This is a genomic window from Agromyces binzhouensis (genome assembly GCF_004135055.1).
Taxonomy (GTDB): Bacteria; Actinomycetota; Actinomycetes; order Actinomycetales; family Microbacteriaceae; genus Agromyces; species Agromyces binzhouensis.
Map to the genome: position 1 here is coordinate 1 of NZ_SDPL01000120.1, position 7,621 is coordinate 7,621.

The following is a 7,621-nucleotide window of genomic DNA, read 5'->3' on the forward strand; positions in this document are numbered from 1 at the left end:
GCGACGGCCGCCCACTCGGCGAGCCCGATCGCGACGAGCGTTCCGACGACGAGGCCGAGCGCTGCGCCGACCGCGCCGACGGCGAGTCCCTCCCTCGCGATCGCGCCGCGCTGCGCGCGGGCGGTCGAGCCGAGGAGGCGCAGCAACGCGATCTGCCGGGTACGGCCGGCGACGACCGTCGCGACCGTGTTCGCCGTCACCACGCCGCTGACGTAGACCGCGATGACGATGAACACCCACGCGACGATGGCGAGCATCAGCGCCGCGGTGGCGCTCGACCCCGTCACGTCGTCGGCGCGCATCGCCGAGCCGAGGTATCCGGTCACCTGCATCAGCGCGACGCCGAAGGCCGACGCGAGCGCCGCGACGAGGAGCGTCGGGGCGTGCTCCGTCCTGAGGCGGGCGATCACGCGGCACGCTCCATGGACAGCATGTACGTCGCGATCTCCTCGGCGCTCGTCCGCTGGGCGTCGCGCACGATGCGGCCGTCGGCGAGGAACAGGATGCGGTCGGCGTGGCTCGCGGCGATCGGGTCGTGCGTGACCATGGCGATCGACTGGCCGTGCGCGCGGCTCGCGTCGGCGAGGATCGCGAGCACCTCGCGGCCGGTCCGGGAGTCGAGGTTGCCCGTCGGCTCGTCCGCGAAGACGAGGTCGGGGCGCGTCGCGAGCGCCCTCGCGATCGCGACGCGCTGCTGCTGCCCGCCGGAGAGCTCGTGCGGTCGGTGGCGCAGCCGATCCTCGAGCCCGAGCCGCTCGACGAGTGCGTCGACGACGGCGCGCTCCTCGCCGCTCGGACGGCGCCCGTCGAGTTCGAACGGCAGCATCACGTTGCCCAGGACGTCGAGCGTCGGCACGAGGTTGAAGGCCTGGAACACGAAGCCGACCCGGCGACGGCGCAGCACGGTCAGCGCGCCGTCCGGCAGGCGGGTGATGTCGGTGTCGCCGAGCCACACCCGCCCGGTGGTCGGCGAGTCCAGCCCGGCCATGATGTGCATGAGCGTCGACTTGCCCGAGCCCGAGGGGCCCATGATCGCGGTGAACTCGCCGCGGCGCAGTCCGAGCGAGACGTTCTCGAGGGCGGTGACGGCGCCGGCGCCCGTTCCGTAGCGCTTGCCGAGTCCGGCGACGCGGGCGACGAGTCCGAGGTCTGAGGGTTGGATCTCCATGCCGCCGACGCTACGGACGGTCGTGCGCGGTCCGCGTCCGCCGATCGTCGCGCCCGCGTCATCCGCTGGGATGAGATCGCCGGTCGCGGCGACCTCCGGGTCAGCCGGTGGGCAGGTCGTGCTCGTAGGCGAAGACGACGAGCTGCACGCGGTCCCGGAGGCCGAGCTTGCCGAGCACGCGGCTGAGGTGGGTCTTGACCGTGGCCTCGCTGACGAACGCGGATGCCGCGATCTCCGCGTTCGAGAGCCCCTTCGCGGCCAGCGCGAAGATCTCCCGCTCGCGGGCGGTGAGGTCGGCCCAGGCCGCGGGAGCCGGACGCCGGCCCGCGCCGCGGGACGAGTGGGCGATGAGCTCGCGCGTCGCGTTCGCCGCGATGACCGCGTTGCCGCGATGCACCGTGCGGATGGCGGCCAGCAGGAACTCGGGATCCGCGTCCTTCAGCACGAACCCGCTCGCCCCCGCGCGGATGGCGCGGGCCGCGTTCTCGTCGAGGTCGAACGTGGTCAGCACGAGGATGCGGGGCGGCTCCCGACCCTCGCGCTCGGCGTCGGCCATGATGCGCTCCGTCGCGGCGATCCCGTCGAGGTGCGGCATCCGCACGTCCATGAGGATGACGTCGGGTCGGCTCCGCGCCGCGAGTGCGACCGCCCCACGGCCGTCATCGGCGTCGCCTGCGAACACGAGGTCGTCCTGCGACTCGACGAGCATGCGGATTCCCGCTCGGAACAGGGCCTGGTCGTCGACGAGCGCGACCCGGACGACGCTCACGCCGCCGCCTGCGCCGGGATGCGCGCGGTCACGACGAAGCGCCCGTCGCCCGCTGCGGCCGCGAACGATCCGCCCGCGAGTTCGGCCCGCTCGCGCATGCCGGGGATGCCGTGCCTGGGGGCGGCGGACCGGCTCGGCGACTCGAGTTCACCTGCGGCATCGCCGCGCAGGGCGTTCTCGACGCGCACGGCGACGCCCTCATGGTCCCAGTCGAGGTCGAGCAGCACGGGTGCAGCCGGGTCCCCGTGGCGGAGCGCGTTCGTGAGGCCCTCCTGCACGATGCGGTACACGGCGATCTGGTGGCCGGCGCCGAGCGCGACCCGGTCGCCGCGCTCGGTGCGCCGCACGTCGAGGCCCGCTCCGCGGACCTGCTCGACCAGGTCGTCGAGGTCGTCGAGCGCCGGCTGCGGCGAGGCGCCCTCGCGGTGCCGCAGTTCGCCGAGGAGCAGGCGCACGTCGCCGAGCGCATCGCGGGCGACGCCCGAGATGGTCTGCAGCGCCTCGGATGCCGCCTCCGGACGCGTCCGCGCGGCGAATCGGGCCCCGTCCGCCTGGGCGATCACGACCGCGAGCGAGTGCGCGACGACGTCGTGCATGTCGCGCGCGATGCGCGACCGCTCCTGCTCGACGACGTAGCGGTACTCGGCGTGCTCGCGCTCACGTCGGTCGAACTCCGCGCGTCGACGCTGCTCGCGCGCGTCGCGCACCGTGCGGACGAGGAGCCCGATCGTCCACGCGAGGACGAGTCCCGCGAGCGCAGCGCCGAAGAGCAGTCCGGTCCACGCGACGCGCGCCAGCGCCTCCGGCGCCCCGGCGACCCCGACGCCGTGGACGAAGGGCGTCACGAGCGCGAGGTAGGCCGCAGCGAGGGCGGCACCCGCACCGGCCGAGCCGAGTCCCCACCAGCGCACGGCGCGCGAGCCGTGCGCCGAGGTCGAGTAGACGATGGCGAACACCGCGACATCCGCCGGCTGCAGGTCGCGCAGCAGCAGCATCTGCACGCACGCCGCGACCCACGCGACCACGAGCGAGGCGCCGGGCGCGACGCGCCGGACCGCGAGCGCCGCCGCGAACAGCACCGTCACCACCACGTCCGGCCACCCGCCCACCAGGGCGAAGAGCGAGCAGGCCGCGAGGAAGAGCCCCGCGAGGACGCCGTCGACGATGAGGATCGTCCGCTGGGTCGGTGTGCTCACCGGACCACGCTACGCCCTCGGGGTCGACCCGATCCGGGTGCCGCCGAGAAGTCATCCGATCGGCTGACGCCGCGGGCGGCCGCGGTCCGCGCTCCCGCGCGCGGCACCGACCGCGCGACTCAGAAGCCGAGTCGTCCGAGCTGCTTCGGGTCGCGCTGCCAGTCCTTGGCCACCTTGACGTGCAGCGCGAGGTAGACCCTGCGGCCCAGCAGCGCCTCGATCTCGCCGCGGGCGCGCTCGCCGACCTCGCGGAGGCGCGCACCGCCCTTGCCGATGATGATGCCCTTCTGGCTGTCGCGCTCGACGTACAGGTTCGCGTAGATCTCGACCAGGTCCTTGTCGTCGCGTTCGATCATGTCGTCGACCGTGACGGCGATCGAGTGCGGCAGCTCGTCGGAGACGCCCTCGAGCGCGGCCTCGCGCACGAACTCGGCGATCCGCTCGGCCGTGTCCTCGTCGGTCGTCGTCTCGGCCGGGTAGAGCGGATGCTCCGACTGGGGCATCAGCTGCAGCAACTCGTCGACCAGCACGTCGAGCTGTTCGCCCCTCGGGGCGGAGACGGGGATGATCGCGTCCCACTCGCGCAGCTGCGAGACCGCGAGCAGCTGCTCGGCGACCTTCGCCTTGCCCGTGGCATCCGTCTTGGTGACGATCGCGACCTTGCGGGCGCGCGGGTACTGGTCGAGCTGCTCGTTGATGAACCGGTCACCCGGGCCGATCGCCTCGTTGGCCGGCACGCAGAGGCCGATGACGTCGACGTCGCCGAGCGTGGTCTGCACGAGCGAGTTCAGGCGCTCGCCGAGCAGCGTGCGCGGGCGGTGCAGTCCCGGCGTGTCGACGACGATGAGCTGTCCGTACGAGCGGTGCACGATGCCTCGGATGGCCCGCCGCGTCGTCTGCGGCTTCGAGCTCGTGATCGCGACCTTCTCGCCGACCAGTGCGTTCGTGAGCGTGGACTTGCCGACGTTCGGGCGCCCCACGAAGGAGACGAAGCCGGCGCGATAGTCGGTCATGGGCGGATCTCCTCGCGGGTGGCGGGCTCGTCGTCGGCGAATGCCGCGCGGACGTCGATGAGGGCCTGGTCGGCCTCGACGAGGATCGTCGCGATGCGCTTGCGACGACCCTCGGTGCGCTCGGCCTCGAGGAGGAGGCCGCTGACGCTCACGCGATCGCCCCTCCCCGGCAGTCGGCCGAGCTCCTTGGCGAGCAGTCCCCCGACGGAGTCGACGTCCTCGTCCTCCAGGTCGAGCCCGAAGAGCTCGCCGAGCTCGTCGACGGGCAGTCGGGCGTTCACGCGGAACCGCCCCTCGCCGAGCTCCTCGACCTGCGCGGCCTCGCGGTCGTACTCGTCGGAGATGTCGCCGACGAGCTCCTCGATGAGGTCCTCCAGCGTGGCGAGCCCGGCGATGCCGCCGTACTCGTCGACCACCATCGCGAGGTGGTTGGACTCGAGCTGCATCTGGCGCATCAGCGCGTCGGCGCCCATCGACTCGGGCACGAACACCGCCGGTCGCGCCAGGTCGGCGACCGTCAGCGTGGCCGCGTCGAGCGGGCGCTCGAAGCCGAGCCGCGCGAGGTCGCGCAGGTACAGGACGCCGGCGATGTCGTCGGCCTCGCGGTCGATGACCGGGATGCGCGAGTAGCCCTCCTTGAGGAACAGCGCCATCGCCTGGGGCAGGTGCGCGGAGGAGTCGATGGTCACCATGTCGGTGCGCGGCACCATGACCTCGCGCACGAGCGTGTCGCTGAACTCGAACACCGAGTGGATCAGCTCGCGGTCGGCCTGCTCGAGGACCTCGAGCTCGGTGGCCTCGTCGACGATGCTGAGCAGCTGCTCCTCGCTCGAGACGCCCGCGAACCGGATCCGTCCCGGCGTGACGCGATTGCCGAGCGACACGAGCGCGTTCGCGAGCGGTCCGAGCAGGAGCCGGACGCCGCGCACGAGCGGCGCCGAGAGGCGCAGGACGGCCGCGGCGTGCGCCCGGCCGACGCTCCGCGGACTCGCGCCGACGAGGACGAACGAGACCGCGGTCATGATGAGCGCGGACACCAGCAGCACGAGCCACACGTCGTCGAGGAAGAACGTGAACGCGAGCGTCACGAGCACGGCCGCAGTGGTCTCGGCGAGGATGCGCATGAAGTTCACTGCGTTGACGTGCGCTCCGGTGTCCTCGGCGATCGCGCGGAGCGACCGCTCGGCCCGCGCGCCGACGGAGAGTTCGACGAGATCGGCTCGCGAGCTCACGCCGATCGCCGAATCGACCGCGGCCATGAGGCCGCCGAATGCGACGAGGACGAAGGCGGCCGCGAGGAAGAGCCAGGGCAGCATGGTCAGCGCCGACGCTCCTGCATCGAGAAGCCGACGAGGATGTCGCGCTGGATCCCGAACATCTCCTTCTCCTCGTCGCGATCGGCGTGGTCGAAGCCGAGCAGGTGGAGGATCCCGTGCGTGGTGAGCAGCAGCAGCTCGTCGAGCAGTGCGTGGCCCGCCGCCTTCGCCTGCGTCTCGGCGACCTGCGGGCAGAGCACGACGTCCCCGAGGAGGCCGGGCGGGGCCGGTTCCTCGGCGGTGCCGGGGCGCAGCTCGTCCATGGGGAAGCTCAGCACGTCGGTCGGCCCGGGCTCGTCCATCCACTGCACGTGCAGCTGCTCCATGGCGCCCTCGTCGACGAGCACGATGGCGAGCTCGGCGTCGGCGTGCACGTGCATCATGTCGAGCGCGTAGACCGCGAGTCGCTGGAGCGCGGATTCGTCGACCTCGATCGACGACTCGTTGTTGATCTCGATGCTCACGGCTGCCTCTTCCTCGGGAGGTGGTCGCGCGGGCCCTGCGCGCCGCGCCGGTCGGCGCCGCGACGCTCGGCGCGGTTCGCGAACTCGCGCGCCTGCTCGCGCTCGTACCGCTGCGCCTGGGTGCGCTGGTCGTACTCGGTGTACGCGTCGACGATGCGGCCGACGAGCGAGTGCCGGACCACGTCGTCGCTGGTCAGCCGAGCGAAGTGGATGTCGTCGACGCCGTCGAGGATGCGGGTGACGAGCCGCAGTCCGCTGGAGCCGCCCGGGAGGTCGACCTGCGTGATGTCGCCGGTGACGACCATCTTGGAGCCGAAGCCGAGTCGCGTGAGGAACATCTTCATCTGCTCGGGCGTCGTGTTCTGCGCCTCGTCGAGCACCACGAACGAGTCGTTCAGCGTGCGACCGCGCATGTACGCGAGCGGTGCCACCTCGACGGTGCCGGTCGCGAGCAGCTTCGGCACGAGCTCGGGGTCCATCATCTCGTTCAGCGCGTCGTAGAGCGGGCGCAGGTACGGGTCGATCTTCTCGGTCAGCGTGCCCGGGAGGAACCCGAGCCGCTCACCCGCCTCGACCGCCGGCCGGGTCAGGATGATCCGGTTGACCTCCTTGCGCTGCAACGCCTGGACGGCCTTCGCCATCGCGAGGTAGGTCTTGCCGGTGCCCGCCGGGCCGATGCCGAACACGATGGTGTGCTCGTCGATCGCGTCCACGTAGGCGCGCTGGCCCTCGGTCTTCGGCCGGATCGACTTGCCCCGGCTGGAGATGATGACCTGTCCGAGCTGCTCGGACGGTCGGGCATTCGGGTCGGCGTCGAGCATGCGGGCCGAGCTCCTCACTTCGATGGGTGTCGGGTCACCGCCGCCGCGGACGAGCTCGAGGAGCTCCTCGACGAGGCGGCGCACGCGCATCCGGTCCTCGGCGTCGCCGCGGATGGCGATCTCGTTGCCGCGCACGTGCACGTCGACGCCGGGGTACTCCCGTTCGATCGTCGTGAGGAGGCGGTCCTGCGGCCCGAGGAGCCGGACCATGGCGATGCCGTCGATCTTCAGTCGCTCCTCGTCGGAGCGGACCTCGGATCCGGAGAGCGGGAGGTCCCCCGCGTCGTCAGCCGCCAAGCGATCCCTCCCTGAGGCCGCCCCCGAGGACGTGGGCGTGCACGTGGAACACGGTCTGGCCCGCGTCGGGGCCGGTGTTGAAGACGAGTCGGAACTGGCCGCCCGCCAGGTCGTCGGCGATGCCCTTGGCCACCGAGACGAGCTCGGCGAGCAGTTCGGGGTCGTCGGCGGCGAGCTCGACGACGTCGCGGTGCCGTCCGACGCGCGGGGTCACGATCACGTGGACGGGCGCCTGCGGTGCGATGTCGTGGAACGCGATGACCCGGTCGGTCTCGGCGACCATCTTCGCCGGGATCTCGCCGGCGGCGATGCGCTCGAAGACAGTGGGTTCAGCCGTTCCGCTCATCCCTCCATCGTAGCGACGGATGGGTCACCACCGCCCGAGCGCGACCGAGAGGACGGCGATGGCCGCGGGGCCCGCCGTCGAGGTGCGCAGCACCGGGTCGCCGAGGCGGACCGGCTCGGCGCCGGCCTCGACGAGGCGATCGATCTCGGCGGGGTCCATGCCGCCCTCCGGGCCGACGACGAGCGCGAGGTCCCGGCCGTCCTGGCGGATGCCGCTGAGCGGCGTCTCCGC

Annotated in this window: 10 protein-coding genes; all 10 read right to left on the bottom strand. The window is 72.4% G+C overall.

All coding sequences use genetic code 11. The features are described 5' to 3' along the window. Positions 1-410: FtsX-like permease family protein (locus tag ESO86_RS07845; RefSeq protein WP_129234397.1), on the bottom strand; the 410-nt coding region annotated here is incomplete at its 3' end. Then, entirely contained in the window at positions 407-1,168 is a 762-nt protein-coding gene (locus tag ESO86_RS07850; protein ID WP_129234398.1) for an ABC transporter ATP-binding protein, read from the bottom strand. The genes ESO86_RS07845 and ESO86_RS07850, both read right to left, overlap by 4 nt. A 100-nt stretch (positions 1,169-1,268) precedes the next feature. Beyond that, positions 1,269-1,937 (bottom strand): response regulator, encoded by a 669-nt coding sequence (locus ESO86_RS07855; protein ID WP_129234399.1) that lies wholly within the window; start codon positions 1,935-1,937, stop codon positions 1,269-1,271. Next, positions 1,934-3,133, bottom strand: coding sequence for a sensor histidine kinase (locus ESO86_RS07860; protein WP_129234400.1), 1,200 nt, complete (start codon positions 3,131-3,133; stop codon positions 1,934-1,936). The genes ESO86_RS07855 and ESO86_RS07860 overlap by 4 nt, the downstream gene beginning before the upstream one ends. A 119-nt stretch (positions 3,134-3,252) precedes the next feature. Beyond that, positions 3,253-4,146 (bottom strand): GTPase Era, encoded by an 894-nt coding sequence (era, locus tag ESO86_RS07865; protein ID WP_129234401.1) that lies wholly within the window; start codon positions 4,144-4,146, stop codon positions 3,253-3,255. Beyond that, complete coding sequence (locus ESO86_RS07870; RefSeq protein ID WP_129234402.1) at positions 4,143-5,462, bottom strand: hemolysin family protein; 1,320 nt, start codon at positions 5,460-5,462, stop codon at positions 4,143-4,145. The genes era and ESO86_RS07870 overlap by 4 nt, the downstream gene beginning before the upstream one ends. A gap of 2 nt (positions 5,463-5,464) precedes the next feature. After that, entirely contained in the window at positions 5,465-5,926 is a 462-nt protein-coding gene (gene ybeY, locus ESO86_RS07875; protein ID WP_129234403.1) for an rRNA maturation RNase YbeY, read from the bottom strand. Then, the gene (locus ESO86_RS07880) at positions 5,923-6,957 is read right to left on the bottom strand and encodes a PhoH family protein (RefSeq protein ID WP_129234406.1); all 1,035 of its coding nucleotides are present in this window, start codon (positions 6,955-6,957) and stop codon (positions 5,923-5,925) included. The genes ybeY and ESO86_RS07880 overlap by 4 nt, the downstream gene beginning before the upstream one ends. Before the next feature lie 76 nt (positions 6,958-7,033). After that, positions 7,034-7,390, bottom strand: coding sequence for a histidine triad nucleotide-binding protein (locus ESO86_RS07885; protein ID WP_129234404.1), 357 nt, complete (start codon positions 7,388-7,390; stop codon positions 7,034-7,036). Positions 7,391-7,414: 24 nt separating this feature from the next. Then, on the bottom strand, positions 7,415-7,621 hold a 207-nt coding region (locus ESO86_RS07890; protein WP_129234405.1), incomplete at its 5' end, for an RsmE family RNA methyltransferase.